Origin of the sequence: Desulfobotulus pelophilus, assembly GCF_026155325.1 — a bacterium.
Lineage (GTDB): Bacteria > Desulfobacterota > Desulfobacteria > Desulfobacterales > ASO4-4 > Desulfobotulus > Desulfobotulus pelophilus.
In genome coordinates, this window is record NZ_JAPFPW010000008.1 from 124447 (window position 1) to 139010 (window position 14564).

Genomic DNA, 14564 nt, shown 5'->3' on the forward strand with positions numbered 1-14564 from the left:
TGGATGAGGTAGAAGGGGCTCTTTTTCAGGAAGATAGCAAGGACAAAAATGATGCCCGTGGCCGGATTTTCAAAAAATCAACTGAATCAAAAGATTTTTAACCGGTTTTACAAAAATAGAGGGATTGACCGTCCCCGGAATAGATCAAAGACCAGATGTGCATTTCTTCGATCATCAGTGTCCCCCATAAATATTTTTCCGGTGGCCTATACGCAACACCATGACGGTTATTTTTTCTTCCCATAATTCTGCTATGATCCGGTAGTCTCCCATTCTGAACTTCCACAATCCAGACAGATTGCTTTGAAGTGGCGCACCAAAGGCTTTCGGGTCTTGCGCCACCTTATCCCTGAGAAAAGCGATCATGCGCCTTTGAATCTGTGGCTCAGCCTTGGAAAGTTCTTTCATAGCCCTTTTGTCAAATTCAATCTGCCAAACCAAGGGCCTTCTCCACTTCTTCCAGGGTCATGGTGGAACGGTGGCCAGCCCTCAAGTCCTCAAGGCGTTTTTCCGCAAGATAGATGTCTTCCATGTCGGCTATGTATTCAGAAAGGGCCTCCCGAACATAAAAAGATTTGTTGCGCCCTGTTGCCTCTGAAAGCGTGTCCAGTCTGGCATTTAACTCCGCTGGAATCCTTACCCCAAGCATAACCGGGTTATTAATTTCTCTTACTTTTGGCATAAAAACCTCCTTTTAAAATCATTTGTTTTATATGTAAAACAAATAAATAAAAAAAACAATTTTTTTTCTGCTTACTACTCTGACTCAGCCAGAGTCTGCTGGTCAGATTATTGTCAAAACCATAGTGAGAGCTTTCATACGGGCAGGCGCAAGGCCTGCCTCTACGAATAATCTTTACGACCCCTGTTTTGTAGGGGCACCCTTTACGGGTGCCCGCCAGCAATCGTAAAATCTGGTCATGTAATTTCCATAGCTTAAAGTTCCTATGGCTGAAAGACAGTGGTAATCAGAATTTTTTTTGTCCATCGCAGAAATCATGGGGGATATTCCCGGACAGTGGGCACCCATTACGGTGCTGCTGGCCTTTAGCTGTGCCTTTGCAACGGGTCTTGTTTTCGGATATCTTCTGCCCTGCCGGAAAGTTGGTTGCGGGCATGGCCATGGATGGGGAGCTGCCGGAGAATGACTGGTGGCGCAGTTTCCGGTCAGGGGAGGGGGATTGGAAGAGCACCTGGAAGAGGCCCTTTCCGCATCTCCGGATCTGGCCATGGCCGTGGAGCGGGTTTTGATGCCGGGCGCCGTAAAAATCAGGTTGCCGCAGCCGAATCCCGGCTCAGGGAGCAGGTGGAAAGCTATCGGAAAAGTATTCTTACGGCTTTAAAGGAAGTGGAAGACGGACTGAATCGGGCGGATTTTTCCGGTCGTCAGATGTCTTTGCAGCAAGCCATAGAGGAGAAGGCGGCCCGGAGCTTCGTGCTGGTGGAGCTGCGTTACCGGGAAGGTGCGGATGACCTCCTGACCCTGCTCGACGCCCAGCGCAGTCTTTTTCAGGCTAAGGATCAGATGGTGCTGCTCCGGCTGGCAAGTCTGGATGCGGCACTGGATCTTTATAGAGTACTGGGTGGAGGGTGGGAGAGGCAATCTATCTGACCTCTGTACGGATTGTATTCTTTTGTTGTGGTCGTTTCCGTCTCCCGGATTTAGAGAGCGACTGGGAAAAGAAAGTGGACCTGCTTGTTGGAGCGGATATGTGCTGAAGGGACCCGGAAAAAGGAGCCGGTATCCTTCCCCATGGAAGGCCTGTGCGGATTTCTTGTGGAAGTCCGCACGGCAAAACCATGTCTGGTATCTGCTGAGCATCCGAAGGGAAGAAGCAAGCGGAAATACAAAGAGCCGGGTGCTGCCGCTCTGTCTGGCCTATACCTTGAATGTTCTGACAACAGTGTTAAGTTTTCCGGAAATGCTGAGCAGTGCCTCCGCCCTGTCTTTCACCTTACCACTGCTTTCGGTCATTTCGCTGGCAGCCTGATTGACAAGAAGAATATCACCGGAGACACGGGAAATCGCGTCGGCACTTTTACTGATATGTCTGTTTACATTCTGAATCCCGGAGGAGACATCACTGATGTTAGAGGCAATCTCCCGAGTGGCGGAAGACTGTTCCTCCACGGCGGAAGCAATGGTTGTAATAATCTCATTCATGCTGGTGATAACGGCGGAAACATCCTGAATTCCTGCGGCGACTCCCTCCGTGTTATTCTGCATGTTGCTGATTTTATCTTTGATTTCAAAGGTTGCACTGGCAGTCTGTCTGGCCAGATCCTTAATTTCATTGGCTACCACTGCAAAGCCTTTACCCGCCTCTCCGGCACGGGCGGCTTCAATGGTTGCATTGAGCGCAAGAAGATTGACCTGCTCAGATATTTCCGTAATCACCTCCACCACTCTCCCTACATCCAAAGCCGCTTTGCTGAGAGCTTCCACCTGAGCGATGGAGCTTGTGGTACCGGATACGGCCTGACTGGAAATACTTCGGGTTTTTTCTATATTTCTGGCGATCTCGTCTACGGTTGAAGACATTTCTTCTGTTGCCGATGCCACCATCCCGGCATTGCTGCTGGATTGGTCCATCACAGCGGCCACGTTGCCCATGCTGCCATTTATTTCATTCGTCTCTTTTGCCAGATTATCTGCCTGGCCAGACATCCCCCGGGCCGAAGACGACATGTCGCTGGAAAGCTCCGTGAGCATGTTGGCTGCCTGATCCAGGGATTTGGCATTTTCTGCTGTCTCCTTGATCAGGCTTTGCAGCCTGTCCATGAAGGCATTGAACCAGTAAGCCAGCTGTCCCAGTTCATCTTTTGATTTTGCGTTTAATCGCCGTGTAAGATCCCCTTCCCCTTCTGCAATGTCCTGAAGATTGGCTACCATAGAATTAATGGGACCAGTGATGATACGACTGATGCCAAAAACAATTCCGATGATAAGAAAAACAGCCAGAATCCCAGCGCCAACCACAAGTCTGACAGCGTTTTTGGCGTCAGCCAGCAGGGCTGTCAGGGAGACGGTGACCGCCAGACTCCAGGGAGCGTCCGATCCTTCCATACGTATGGGTTCAAAGATGAAATAGGATGTTTCCCCGGTGGCAAGAGCCTGCTGTTCTTCCCGCCGCTGGCGGCCTGCACGGACATCTGCGTCCCTTTGCCGTGCATCCGGCCGGACTTCCAGTATGGTACGGCCGATCTGTCTTTCGTTTGGGTGATACATGTATTTGGTATCATTCGAAAACAGAAAACCGTATCCATTATCCAGTGGCTTGATGGAGGAAACAATCTTCTGAATGCTGTGGGCTGTAACTTCCACACCGGCCATGCCGACTTTCTGACCATTGAGATGAATCGGGGATATGGCAACCAAAACCGGGATTGATCTGCCGGTTATGGTCCGTATGAGCGGATCGGCAATATCATTCTGGTTTTTTCTTCTCAGGTTGTTGTAGTACGTATCCATTTCTGCGGAGATACCCATGAGGGAGCCGGACCGGAGAGTGCCCGTATCCCGGTGGAACCGGAGGGAAAAGGAACCGGATGTAGGAGAGGGGTCCAGAAGAATCCAGGCGGCAAGCAGCCCTGTGTGTCGTTCTACAATGGAGGCCAATGCTGGCGCAAGGGAGTGCTGTGCTTCATGCCCGCTGGCAAGGAGGCCGGCTGTGAGGCCGGCTGTAGTGGAAGCGATGTCGGCTATGCTGCGCAGTTCGGATCTGATCTCCTCCGCCCGCCGTGATGCTTCAAGGTCCACAGCCTCATATACACTTTTTTGAACGGCTGTAACAAAAAGAGAGCTGAGAAACCAGATAATCCCTGTCAGGATTAACGCTACGGCAGCATTTACCAATACGGTGATTTTGGCTCCGACACCCATGTTCCATTTCATGGTTACCCCCTTGGCGGACGGTTTGGAGAACAGCGTTAAACAAAACTAAAGAGCTTGTCCGAAAAACAGTTTTCACAGGCAACAGCACACGATATACAGATATGAACGGTGCGCAATGTGCTATATCTTGTGTTGGTCATTGTAAAAACAGGGTTTTTCAGACAGTCATCTAAAGATGATTTTTACCCGCTGGAAGGCAGGAGTATGGGTGGCATGACACCACCTGCGAGCATTTGATTGAAAAAGAGGCAAGGTCTTTTTTTGCCAGTTCTGACACTGGCAGGGCGACTCTGTTGTTGGCTGGTATCCCTTGCTCAGGTTTTCTTGTGTTGCTTTGGTGCAGGCAGGAGACCTGCTACTCACTGTAGCTGGAGAAAGGGGAAAAAATTTGAATATAATTTATTTTAACAGTTTTTGTCTGGGTGGGAAATAAAAAAGGAATGGGTGCGGCTGAAATATGAAGATAGGACGTAAGGCTATATAAAATAAGCTGTTACGCCCTGTCTATGAGGTGAGAGTTGTTGCCTGTGATCAGGAGTCAGTCTCCAAGGGCAGCCCTGTTCTGCCGCCGTTGATTTCGTATGTTTCTGGTCATTTCCCCTTCTGTCATATCCCCCCATGGAATAAAGGTATAGACACCCGTACTGTCATACAGCTCATCAGGATTTTTTGTGGAAAAGGCCTGTACAACGCTGCGCCGGTTTTCTCTTCTTTTTTTCTCTTCCGCTTCCGTAATGGTTTTATTTTTGAATTTTTCCCGAAGTTCAAACCAGTCTGAAGGCCAGGCATCCGGCTTCATGCTGACGGTAGTGCCTTCCAGGGTGGATTTGCGGAAAAACTGAAAGATGAAGTGGTCAAACTCACTGGCAATACCGGGGGGGGGCCAGGTGCGGTCTGCGGGATTGCCCCCTTTCAGGATATAATCCAGGGTGTCCAGAGGGCCACCGCCCGCAAGGGTCATGACAAGAAGATCATCCAGATCCGGAGTCTCATCTCCGAAGAGGGTTTCCAGTCCGTAGCGGATACCGATGAAGCTCATAAGTGTTCCGGCGCAGGAAGTATGGTAGTGGTCATAGATGTCTGTCAGGTGAATGCTGCGTATCTCGCCATTCTGCATGGCCGTGATGGGGGGTAGTTTTCTGATGTTTTCCGGATGTTTCTGCTCTGTTGCTCCAAGCCCTATGGGCAGCAGAAGGCAGAAGGTCAGGAGTGTGAGAAGAAAGGGGTTTGGATTTTGTCGCATAGCCAGATCCTTTTTTTGTGGGTGCTTAAAAATTTCATAGACCACTACACCTAAAGCCCCCCTAAATCAAGTCGGAATGCAATATTTTTTAGTTTCGGCGTAATTGTTGTTGACATGAAAAATTTATGAGGCTATTCCTTGCCCATTATGGGCATAATCTTGATTGTATCTGCTTTTTAATTGTCATTACAATAATTTCTCTGTTTTCCTGTTTTGTGAAAACAGAAGGAGAAAGGGCGGGATGAACAGCTATTATTGGAAGGGCGGTCTATGGTGTCTATCGTTGATAGTGGTAGCAGGCTGGGTTTACGCAAAAGAGGTTCCCGGAGATACGGAGCTGAGCCAGGTGGTGGTCAGCGCCAGTCGTACGGAACAGCGTCTGGCGGATACGCCGAGGCCCACCTATGTGATCACGGCAGAGGAAATTGAAGCACGCCAGCCCCAGAATATTCAGGTATTGTTACGGGAAATTCCCGGTCTTCAGGTGGTGGAACGTACCGGTTCCTGGGGCGGTGGCGGGAGTGTACGGCTGATGGGGCTGGATGCCCACCATACGCTGGTGCTGGTAGATGGTCAGCGTTTTATCGGTGGCAATGATGTGGTGGATATTGCCAGCATACCCGTGGAAGCCATTGAGCGCATTGAAGTGGTCAAGGGGCCGGGGTCTGCTCTGTACGGCAGCGATGCCCTGGGCGGTGTTGTTCAGATTTTCACCAAAAAGGCCAAAGAGGGTTCCGCCCTTCGCGGCGGCGTGGCCGCAGGCAGTCGTAACCGTTTCCGGGGCCATGCCGGTGCGGACTATGGCAGTGAAAAGTACGGTATCCGTATGGATTATACCTATCGCAGGGATGATGGAATTGAACAGCCCAAGGATAAAAGCCGGTGGGAAGCCCTTTCCACAACCATCAACTATGCGGCCAGCGAGTCCGTGAACTTTACCTTTACACCCCTCTTTACCCGTCAGGTGACAACGGATGACTCCCAGAAACAGGGGGGGCAGACCGTTATTCAGGAACGGATTCAGGAACGCAGTGGCATGAATGCCCTTGTGGACTTCAGGCCGGATGCACTGACAAAGCTTCATACCCGCGCCAGCTACATTGCCCATGATCACCGCAGGGAAGACGGTTCTCTGGAACAACTTGCCCAGTCATGGGAGTTTGAGACAGGCGCTTCGAGAATTTTCGGCAGGCACACCCTGAGTGCAGGCTATGCCTATCTGGGAGAAAAAATTGAGGATAAGGCCACCCATATTCCGGCCAGCCAGAAAACTCACAGCATTCCGGGAGATTCAGCGGATCAGGATACCCACAGTTTTTATCTGCAGGATGCCATGGATTTTGGCCGCACCCTTGTGACCATAGGGGGACAGGTCGGTTACCATGAAGACTGGGATACGGAATGTAACCCACAGGCCGGCCTTGTGTTTCGTGCCATGGATACCCTGCACCTCCGGGCATCGGTGGGCAGAGCCTTTGCCGGTCCTTCCCTTTTGAAGCGTTATGCGGAAATGCCCCGCCAGAGAAGGCAGTTCATAGTTCGGCCCAACGCGGATCTCAAGCCGGAAAAATCCATTTCATGGCAGGCGGGTTTTGACTGGGAAGCCACCCCGGCCGTTCTGATTCGCGCGTCTTTTTTCAGAAATGAGATCGATGATCTGATTGTCACGGTGCCGGTTGACTACACTCAGACACCCAGACTGGAAACCTATGCCAATATCGGTGAGGCCGTTACCCAAGGGGTGGAATGGAGTGCATCCTGGCGGGTTTTTGAAGGCTTCCGGGCTACTCTCACCCACAGTTATACGGATACGGAAGACAAGAGTACCGGTAAAAAGCTGACAGACAGGCCGGAACACAGGGCGGGCCTGGATCTGGACTACCATTTTCGTTATCCGGATATCCGCTTCCGTCTTACGGGCTCATGGACAGGAGAACGGGATACCATGGACGGCAATACCAGAAAAAGCCTTTCCTCCTATGAAACGTTTGATCTTGCCGTCACCTGGAAACCGGTACCTCAGATGGAGCTTTTTACCCGCATTGAAAACCTCACCAATGAGAAAAACATTGAGGATGAATGGCGGCTGGACGGCACCGAATGGATGGCAGGGATGAAGTTTTATTTCTGAAAAATCAGTCTGGCAGAAAGGGCGCAGATTTCTCAGAAATGTACACATTATGAAACCTGAGGGCCGGAGTGAACAGAATTCCGCTTTCAGGTTTTTATCCCTTATGGCTACCGGAGACAGAAATGAAATCATTCAGCATCAAAAAATGGACCAGCCTTACCCTCTTTTTTGCGTTTGTCACGGCGAGTTTCAGCGGAATTGTGCTTTGCATTATGCCACCGGGCAGGATTGCCTACTGGCTGAACTGGAAGCTTCTGGGTCTTGGCAAGGAAGGCTGGGAACGTCTCTATCTTCCCTTTGCCATTATCATTTTGGTGCTGGGAACCCTTCATCTGCTTGCTTATAACTGGAAACTGTTTGTTTCCTATTTCAGAAGCAGGACAAACAGAAAAATATCGGCGGAACTCTATGCAGCCCTGTTTTTTTTTGGGCTGGTTTTTATTTCCGCTGTGACGGAAATTCCCCCGGCTTCTTGGATCCTGTCCGGTGTGGACAGGGCCAAGGATTCCTGGCTTTCCGAAGAAACCAGGCCTCCATTTCCCATGGCAGAAATTCTGAGCATCCGGGATATCAGCCTGCGAACGGGTATTCCTGAGGAAAGGGCTATGCAGAAGATTCGTGAAGGGGGTATGGAAGTGAAAAGGCCGGAGCAGTCCATTGCGTTTATTGCGCGGGATAACCGGGTCAGTGCAAGGGAAATTTTCCTTATGATTACGGAGGGAGAACCCTAAGCAGAGGTGCCGGTCACGGGGAATCGGTATGGATCAGCCAATTCGGGTGGAGAACGTATTTCGGGGAGAAAAAGTATGAAACAATTCAGTATAAAAAAATGGACCAGTCTGACTCTCTGTTTCACTTTTGTCATTGCCGCATTCAGCGGTATCATTTTGGCTGTCATGCCCCATGGGAGACAAATTCACTGGATGGGCTGGCAGCTTATGGGCGTGGAAAGGGAGGGCTGGCAGGCGTTGCATGTGGCTTTTTCCCTGCTTATTCTGGCTGCCGGCCTGCTGCATCTTCTGGCCTATAACTGGAAACTTTTTCTCACTTATTTTAAAAACAGGGAGAAAAAAAAGGGACTGTCAAGGGAATTTTACGGTGCCAGTCTTGTTGCGGTGGTTTTTCTCGTCTCTTCCGTGACCTTTACGCCTCCCGTTTCCTGGCTTATGAATGCTGTCGACCATGTGAAGGATGCCTGGGTGACGGAAGATACCAGACCACCCTTCCCAAGGGCAGACAGCATGAGCCTGCAGGATGTCTGCCGAATGGAGGGGCTTTCCCTTGCATTGGCCGTAGAGAGAATCCGGGCAAAGGGCATGGAGTTCCGAAGGCCGGATCAGACCCTTGCGTCCATTGCCAGGGCAAACGAACTCAGCGCCAGAGATGTCTATCTTGTGATAAAGGAAGAGTAAGGGGGTAACACGGCAAGAAGACTGTCGTACCTTGGAATGAAAGTTGGCCTGCCTCCGATTTTATCAGAAACCTGCGGCAGGCCATCGCTGTTGTATGGTTTTGTTCTCCAGAATGGACGGACTGGCACAGGGTCCAATGTTTCTCCGCAGGCACACGATATGATGGTACTGCTGTGGGTCTTGTTGGCTCATCCCGATTCGTTGTCAGACCCTCATAATGTTCCCCTTACTTTTCGTAAGTCTGATTCCGAAGATATTTTTTTCTCTGTTTTTTTAGGTTGACCCCATGGAACCGGTGGTGGCGGATACCCGGCAGAGCTGACGGGTCTGTTATCACTGCGGCGAAAAAGAGCCTGAATAGCTGGGGAAGGTGATCGTTGCTTGTTTTTGCATCCTATGGTATTCATTGCGTTATCTCCCTTCAAGCCAGAAGATCGGGATACCAGCTGGAAGACAAAGAGAGGTGGCTCTCTTACCAGGTATTTACGAAAAACCGGGGGTTTTTTCTTGTTCAAGCGACTGCGTCATTATCTGATGGTGGGAGAAGAGTACTATCGTCAGAGCGACCCGGAAATCTGGCGTCAAAGCGCACTGCGGATTCTTACCCTGAGCGGATTTTGTCTTGTGGGCTGGGTCGGCATCCATAGCGGATGGCAGGCCTTTTCTGAAGGGCTTTACCATATTCCAGTGATTGTTTTCTGCTTTTACAGCCTTCTTGCCTGGATTCTGCTGGGTTTTCGCGGTAACAGCCGTTCCGGAGCCAGGCTTTTTATTTTTGTGATTTATTTGGCAGCTCTCTGCATTCTGCTTTTTATCCGGATTCCGGAAGTTGCAAGGATGGGTGTCGTTTTTCTGTATATGGCTCCCCTGACCATACGGGTTTATTTCGGGGTGCGCGCTGCTATATGGGCTATGGGCTGCAATTTCATTCCTTTTTTCATTATTGCCACAAAATATGAATTTCCTAATATCTTTGGTGTGGACATGACTCTGGAGGATAGTCATCTTTATATATCCTCTCTCATCTTCCTTTTTTTCAATTTCTGTGTGCCCCTTTCCGCCTTCCGGGTGTATCGTTCGCTGGAAGAAAACGCCCTGCGCCGTGAGCAGGACTATGAAAAGATGCGTCAGATGAAGATCATGTATGAAGATATATTTCAAAACTATTCCAGCGCTCTTATCCAGTGCGACAGAAAAGGCAGAATTCAGCGGGTGAACCGTGAAGCCGAAATTCTTTTTGACGGACAGAAATATTGCGGGATCTCCGTATACGGTCTTCTGGACTTTCAGAGAGACATCCGTATCCCCCTGTGCCCCGGTGATAGCTGCAAGGCCCGTTTCAAGCCCTCTGCCGGGGACTGGATTGAGATGGTGGCGGAAGTTGTGGATGCTCGTCAGGACAATCTGCTCTATGCCCTTCGGGATGTGACGGAACTGAAGCGTATGATGCATCAGCTGCAAGAGGTGCAGGAACAGGCCGTTTTCCTGCGTGGCCATGACCATCTTACCGGGCTTTATAATCAGGAGAGCTTTTGTGAGGCGGTGATGCAGCAGTATGGAGCCAGACGTGTTCATTATCTGTGTATCCGGATTGCCCACCTTCGCTATATCAACCATAAATACGGGAATACCTTCGGAGACGGGGTGCTCTGCCATGTGGCCGCAGTTCTGCGAGCCTCCGCCGCACAGGGATCTATGGTGTACGGGCGTCTGCGGGGCAGTCTTTTTATTATTGCCTCTGAAAGCCATGGGGATGTGGATTTTCTTCGCAGGCAACTGCCGAAGACCATTACCCTGAAAGAGAAGAAGATTTTTGTGGAATACTGCTTCGGCCTGGCTGTAGCCAGAGGAAAGAATGCCCAGAAAGGTATACAGCGCGTTGAGATGGTCATCCAGCAGCAGAATCTGGAAGATCTGCCAGTGTATCATGAGGGCCTGGTGGAAAAACAGATCCTTAGAAGGGATATGGAAATTCATCTGCGTGCGGCTATCAGTGACCATGAACTCACAACTTTTATTCAGCCCAAGGTGAACAGTTTGGGTGAGATTGTCGGAGGGGAGGCACTGGTACGCTGGCTGACGGACAGGCCATATGCTTCTCCGGCCCAGTTTATCCCCCTTGCAGAAGACAGCGGCCTCATCTATCAGATCGATCTTCAGGTTATGGAAGATACGGCCATTTTGATTAAAAATATCAATACCTGCCGGGAAAAGCCCCTGACCATCAGTGTGAACCTTTCTACCCTGCATTTTCTCAAACCCGGCATTGCCGACCACATCAGCCTCGTGGTGCAACGCCACGGTATTCGGTCGGAATGGTTGCAGATTGAATTGACCGAGACCTGCCTCATGTCTGCGGGGGAGGTAGCCCTTGCTGAATTGGCTAAACTGAAAAAAAATGGGCACAGCATTGCCATGGATGATTTCGGTGTCGGTTATTCATCTTTGAAATTACTGGCGGAACTTCCCATCACGACCCTGAAGCTGGATCGCAGTTTTGTATCCGGCCTGCCGGATAACCCACGGCAGACCATCCTCACCCAGACCATTCTCACCATGGGACGGGAACTGGGTTTTGAGGTGGTTGCCGAAGGAGTCGAAACCCGTCAGCAGCTGGAATATCTGCGTGGTAAGGGCTGCGATCTTTTTCAGGGGTTCTTTTTTTACCGGCCTATGCCTGCTGATGATTTTGTTTCTCTCTGCCGCTGAATTCGTATCCATAGAGACCAGGCGATCAGTCCGATTTTGAATGCAATCAGAGACGAAAGATGCAGGGCAAGCACTCTCAGAATTTATTTTCCATAAGAATCCGGTTCAAATGGATGCGAAGCTGCTCCAGCTGTTTGGATTTAAAAGACTTCCTGCTTTCCTCAAGAACTTCTATGGCTTCCCGTATGGCCTTTTCCAGAAGTTTTTCCCGCGCGCATCTGGGGCAGACATTGAGAAAGTGCTGAAGGTATTTTTCGTCCACCTCTCCTTCCAGTATGGAAGCCATGAGTCCGTAATGCATGGTAATATCCTGCTGCAGATCCCTGGCGCTGGCATTCAGGGCGTTGATGAGATGCTTTTTGTCTACCTGCATGGGAGGGCTCACTCCTTCTTATGCCGATGCTGAATGGCATCAGGCTGCAACAGATTCCTCGGCAGAGGTATCATCATTTTTTTTATGTTTGCCGGAGTTCTGTTTTCTTCTGCGGTACAGGAAGAAAAACAGGAGGCAGAGCAGGGGAAGGCCCACCATGGCGGCGGGCCGCACATAAAGCTGAATAAAATGCAGCCATGAGGGCAGGTAGGTGAAAACCGGCCTTGCTCTGCCGTCTCCATCCATAAAAGTCCAGACACCGTCTTTTCCCCGCACAAAGTCCATGGAATCATTAAAACGCTGGTTTACCCGCACATCCAGAACTTCAAAAGAAACGCGGGCACTTTTTCCCTTACGTTCCACCCCGTGAAAATCCATCACGTAAAACCGGCCCATGTGGGGCTGGTGAATGCCTTTGTATTTTTCCTGATTCACATACGGTTCAATGAAATAGGCAAAGGCATCACAGTCCGGCCGGGGGGTGTCCAGAGGTACCCTGACCCTCCCTTCCGTGCTGTGGCTGTGGGCCGTACAGGGAAGAAGGGCTGCCACAAGAAAGCAGAGAAAAAGGGCCAGAAGGGTCCTTTTTCTCTGCATGGATGCCCCCACAGGAGGGGGGAGGATTATGCCGTGAAAATGCAGATATGCATGCATGATGGTACCTCTTTAATTAAAGTCAGAATCAGAGCTGTTCTTTGTTTTTGCCGAAAGAAGAGCGGAAGTCTGCTGCAAAGGCGTCAGAAAGAGCGGAGTCCATGCGAATACCGTGGATTTCCCTCAGATCCTCATAGGCTTTTTTCCATGCATCCCGGTAACGGGCGTAGAGGGCATCGTTACGAATGTATTCCATGCGCTCTTCAAAATCCTGAAATCTGTTTTTTTCAAGGGATTCCAGCCGTAGAACGGCAAAGCCTCTTCCGTGTTCCAGTACGGGGCTGGTATTTCCCTCCGCCATTTCCTGCAACGCTTCCTGCCATGGTGCGGGAAACTGTTCCAGCGGTCTCGGAGAAAGAAATCGCAATCCCTTCGGCGTTTCTTCGGTCTCTTTTTTATCCATGAGACTTGTCAGTTTCAGGACTTCCTCCTGATCTTCGGCCAGGGCAATGCGCAGGGTATAGAGATCCGGAAGGCTGTAGTGCTGTTCCCTGTGTTCTTCAAAGAAGGCTCTTACTTGGTCATCGCTGATGCTTTCCCTGGGGATTTCCCTGACAAGTTCGGGCTGCAGGGTGTGCATGAACAGCTCTGCCTGAAACTGGTGCAGGGCCTGCCGGAACTCCGGAATTTCGTGCAGCTTTCTGAGTCTTGCTTCGGCTATCAGGGCCTCCATGTTCTGCACATGTTCAAGAACCTGTTCCGCGGAAAGCGCGGTGTCTCTTCCTTCCTGCATACGTCTGGCATAGGCATCCAGAAAGGCCTGATCCATATCCTGAGGAATCAAAACTGTGTTTTCCGTGACAGGCTGGTTGCATCCTGCCATCAGGCAGAGGAGCAGCAGACCGCATATGAGATAACGAAACATGGGTAAACCTCCACTTTTTCTGGTTAAAATCTGTATGCAGGACCGGACAAACCGGCCACTTTTCACCTTTTTTATGCATCACATGGAACCGGAGTACATGGCCAGCATCCCTGAGATCAGTCCGTACACCACAAGGCCCACCACACCCCCAAGGGTGATGATGAGAAGGGGTTCTACCATGGCACTCATGCGGGCGATTTTGTTTTCCAGCAGTTTTTCGTGCACCTCGGCTACGGTCCCCATGGTTTCACTCATCAGGCCGGAATGTTCGCCGATGCTGGCAAGAGATGTGGTGATGGGTGTAAAAAACCAGCTGTTTTTCATGGTGGAGGAAAGGGGCTCTCCGGCCATGACCCGTTCAATTACCTGATCCAGAAAGCGGTGCACCGCCGTATTGGGCAGGGTGGCACTGGTGGCTTTAAGAGCCTCCACCATGGGAATGCGGCTTTCCAGAAGGAGGCTGAACGTCCGTGCAAAGCCCACCACAATGCCAAGCTTCATCACCGGTCCCACCACGGGAATCTTGATGGTATAGCGGTCCATCCAGTAGCGGGTGAGGGGCAGGGCATGGAAAAGAAAGAGCATGGCGATGAAAACCCCTGTACCCATGAGCATATTCAGCCCGTGATTCTGAAGAAAAGCTGTGGAATCCATGAGAAATTGGGTGACCGGAGGGAGTTTGCCCTGAATCATGCCCATGAATCTGGGAATGACAAAGAGCACCATGAACAGCACCACGCCAATGCCCATGAGCAGCACCATGCCGGGATAGAAAAAGGACATGAGCATTTTTTTTCTAAGATCCGACTTTTTTTCCAGAAAGTCGGCAATGCGGTCAAAAACGATATCCAGCATACCCCCCATTTCACCGGCCCGGATCAGGTTCATGATCATGGGAGGGAAAACCCTTGCATGATGGGAAAGGGCTTCACTCAGGGGAGCCCCCCCTTCGATGCGTATGAGAATATCGCCCAGCACCTTTTTCACATTCATTCTGTCCGTCTGGTCATGGAGAATGCGGATGGCTTCGGTGATGGTTACCTCCGACTTAATGAGGGTGCTGAGCATGCGGAAGAGAAGCACCTTGTCTCCGGTGCCAACGGGCATGAACTGACTGATGGAAAAGCCCGCAGCTCCTCCCTGATTCTCCTGAACCGATATGGGAGAAAGCCCCCTTGCCCGCATTTCTGCGGCGGCGGCGGCCGTATCCCTTGCCTGAATCATCATGCGGATCATGCGGCCACCCGGATCCATGGCCCTGCACTCATACTGCTGCATTTTG

At 50.7% G+C, this 14564-nt stretch carries 14 protein-coding genes; 6 read left to right on the top strand and 8 right to left on the bottom strand.

The genetic code is table 11. From position 1 onward, the window contains the following. Positions 1-174: 174 nt before the first annotated feature. Together OOT00_RS08605 and relB are read right to left on the bottom strand one after the other, a co-directional pair. Complete coding sequence (locus OOT00_RS08605; RefSeq protein WP_144681708.1) at positions 175-441, bottom strand: type II toxin-antitoxin system RelE family toxin; 267 nt, start codon at positions 439-441, stop codon at positions 175-177. After that, positions 425-682 carry a type II toxin-antitoxin system RelB family antitoxin gene (gene relB, locus OOT00_RS08610; RefSeq protein WP_265424927.1) on the bottom strand — a complete coding sequence of 86 codons (258 nt, stop codon included), beginning with the start codon at positions 680-682 and terminating at the stop codon, positions 425-427. The genes OOT00_RS08605 and relB overlap by 17 nt, the downstream gene beginning before the upstream one ends. A gap of 298 nt (positions 683-980) precedes the next feature. Between relB and OOT00_RS08615 the strand changes: the two genes are divergently transcribed. Both OOT00_RS08615 and OOT00_RS08620 read left to right on the top strand, forming a co-directional pair. Then, positions 981-1148, top strand: a complete 168-nt coding sequence (locus OOT00_RS08615; protein WP_265424929.1) for a hypothetical protein — start codon at positions 981-983, stop codon at positions 1146-1148. Next, entirely contained in the window at positions 1145-1612 is a 468-nt protein-coding gene (locus tag OOT00_RS08620; protein WP_265424931.1) for a TolC family protein, read from the top strand. The genes OOT00_RS08615 and OOT00_RS08620 overlap by 4 nt, the downstream gene beginning before the upstream one ends. A 267-nt stretch (positions 1613-1879) precedes the next feature. On the opposite strand, the gene OOT00_RS08625 is transcribed toward OOT00_RS08620, so the two are convergent. Continuing rightward, positions 1880-3895 carry a methyl-accepting chemotaxis protein gene (locus tag OOT00_RS08625; RefSeq protein ID WP_265424933.1) on the bottom strand — a complete coding sequence of 672 codons (2016 nt, stop codon included), beginning with the start codon at positions 3893-3895 and terminating at the stop codon, positions 1880-1882. Positions 3896-4433: 538 nt separating this feature from the next. After that, complete coding sequence (locus OOT00_RS08630) at positions 4434-5138, bottom strand: hypothetical protein (RefSeq protein ID WP_265424935.1); 705 nt, start codon at positions 5136-5138, stop codon at positions 4434-4436. Positions 5139-5379: 241 nt separating this feature from the next. On the opposite strand from OOT00_RS08630, the gene OOT00_RS08635 reads away from it, so the two are divergent. The 4 genes from OOT00_RS08635 (at position 5380) to OOT00_RS08650 (ending at position 11390) form a co-directional block, all read left to right on the top strand. Then, a complete protein-coding gene (locus OOT00_RS08635) occupies positions 5380-7269 on the top strand; it encodes a TonB-dependent receptor plug domain-containing protein (RefSeq protein WP_265424936.1) in 1890 nt (629 codons plus the stop codon). A 122-nt stretch (positions 7270-7391) separates the two neighbouring features. Further along, on the top strand, positions 7392-8000 hold the full coding sequence (locus tag OOT00_RS08640) for a DUF4405 domain-containing protein (protein ID WP_265424938.1): 609 nt from the start codon (positions 7392-7394) through the stop codon (positions 7998-8000). Between the two features lie 75 nt (positions 8001-8075). After that, positions 8076-8681: a DUF4405 domain-containing protein gene (locus OOT00_RS08645; protein ID WP_265424940.1), complete on the top strand. Its 606-nt coding sequence runs from the start codon at positions 8076-8078 to the stop codon at positions 8679-8681. Between the two features lie 507 nt (positions 8682-9188). After that, complete coding sequence (locus tag OOT00_RS08650) at positions 9189-11390, top strand: putative bifunctional diguanylate cyclase/phosphodiesterase (protein ID WP_265424942.1); 2202 nt, start codon at positions 9189-9191, stop codon at positions 11388-11390. 76 nt (positions 11391-11466) lie between these two features. Here the strand turns inward: OOT00_RS08650 and OOT00_RS08655 are convergent, their stop codons facing one another. The 4 genes from OOT00_RS08655 to OOT00_RS08670 all read right to left on the bottom strand — a co-directional run bounded on the left by OOT00_RS08655 (position 11467) and on the right by OOT00_RS08670 (position 14560). Continuing rightward, complete coding sequence (locus tag OOT00_RS08655; RefSeq protein ID WP_265424944.1) at positions 11467-11763, bottom strand: hypothetical protein; 297 nt, start codon at positions 11761-11763, stop codon at positions 11467-11469. A 39-nt stretch (positions 11764-11802) separates the two neighbouring features. Further along, positions 11803-12417 (bottom strand): hypothetical protein, encoded by a 615-nt coding sequence (locus tag OOT00_RS08660; protein ID WP_265424946.1) that lies wholly within the window; start codon positions 12415-12417, stop codon positions 11803-11805. A 28-nt stretch (positions 12418-12445) separates the two neighbouring features. Further along, the gene (locus OOT00_RS08665) at positions 12446-13282 is read right to left on the bottom strand and encodes a peptidyl-prolyl cis-trans isomerase (RefSeq protein ID WP_265424947.1); all 837 of its coding nucleotides are present in this window, start codon (positions 13280-13282) and stop codon (positions 12446-12448) included. 78 nt (positions 13283-13360) lie between these two features. Beyond that, positions 13361-14560, bottom strand: coding sequence for a type II secretion system F family protein (locus tag OOT00_RS08670; protein WP_265424949.1), 1200 nt, complete (start codon positions 14558-14560; stop codon positions 13361-13363). Positions 14561-14564 lie beyond the last annotated feature (4 nt).